General features: G+C 55.3%; 1 protein-coding gene. It reads left to right on the top strand.

The genetic code is table 11. The annotated features are described in order from the left end of the window. Positions 1 to 362: 362 nt before the first annotated feature. Complete coding sequence (locus ABG80_RS00515; protein WP_058085848.1) at positions 363 to 743, top strand: hypothetical protein; 381 nt, start codon at positions 363 to 365, stop codon at positions 741 to 743. Positions 744 to 1,086: the final 343 nt, after the last annotated feature.

Genomic DNA, 1,086 nt, shown 5'->3' with positions numbered 1-1,086 from the left:
ACCCCATCGTGGCACTTCGATGCCGTTTGCCGCAATACGCGGCTAGCTCGGGACGGGGAAGTCCCTTTCATTCGTTAGGCCCTCGCGTAAATGCGCCGCTTGCAAAGGCCAAGCGAGCCACCTCCTCGGTGGCTACAAGCAGCCAAGCTTTCGTTTATTGGTTCGCGCAAGGTGTCATGGCATGCTTGCATTCAAGCTGGCCACTGGCCAAGCAATCAACACACAGGGGCTCATGCGCATGCAGTCGTTTGCCACCACCGGCCTAACTGGGCGTTGCAGGGGACGCCTCCACCACCGCACGCTTCGGCCACGCCAAGCGCGCGCCCCTGAACTTGGACGTTAGGCAAACCAGGTCACTTTCCATGGATATCGGCACATTCATTCTTCTTCACTTCGCCACAATCCCGCTCATCCACGAGTTTGATCACATCGCCTGCAAGCAAGGCTCCATGCCTCGTTTCTCGCAGGTAGTCGCTCTTTCAAACTTCCGGCGGCAACGCTGGGCCATCAGTTTTGGGATCTTGTGGCTCTTGCTACTAGCTCTAACCATCTCCTCAAGTGAAGCGCATCCCGTCAATTTGCGAGTCTTTGCGTTGGCCTTCTTGGTCCAAGCCGCCTGCTGGGGGCACGCGATCTATCGAGCCAGACGCAAGGCGAAAAACGAAGAGGCCTCCTGCAATGCACCGCCGAGCAACAGCAACCCACCGGCCTCTCAAGAAACACATGCTAAGTTGTTGTCATAATTGAACAATTTTTCAATGACTGGATAAATGCACAGCCCCACTTTTCCGGTGTTTCCTTTGCACAATGGGCACCACCGCGCGGGGCCTGAAACCCTCTCAAGAAACACATGCTAAGTTGTTGTCATAATTGAACAATTTTTCAATGACTGGATAAATGCACAGCCCCACTTTTCCGGTGTTTCCTTTGCACAATGGGCACCACCGCGCGGGGCCTGAAACCCTCTCAAGAAACACACCATAAGTGATTGATTTGCCAAGGGGTGTTCATGCGACCTCCATCGGCACCAAGCGCAAGCCCAGGCTCTCGGCTCGTTTGCGCAGGTGGTACTCGACCCGCTGTCGG

Origin of the sequence: Aquabacterium parvum (assembly GCF_001447195.1) — a bacterium.
GTDB lineage: Bacteria > Pseudomonadota > Gammaproteobacteria > Burkholderiales > Burkholderiaceae_C > Aquabacterium > Aquabacterium parvum.
The sequence above is the reverse complement of the archived record's forward strand: the minus strand, read 5'-3'. Positions and strand labels throughout refer to the sequence as shown.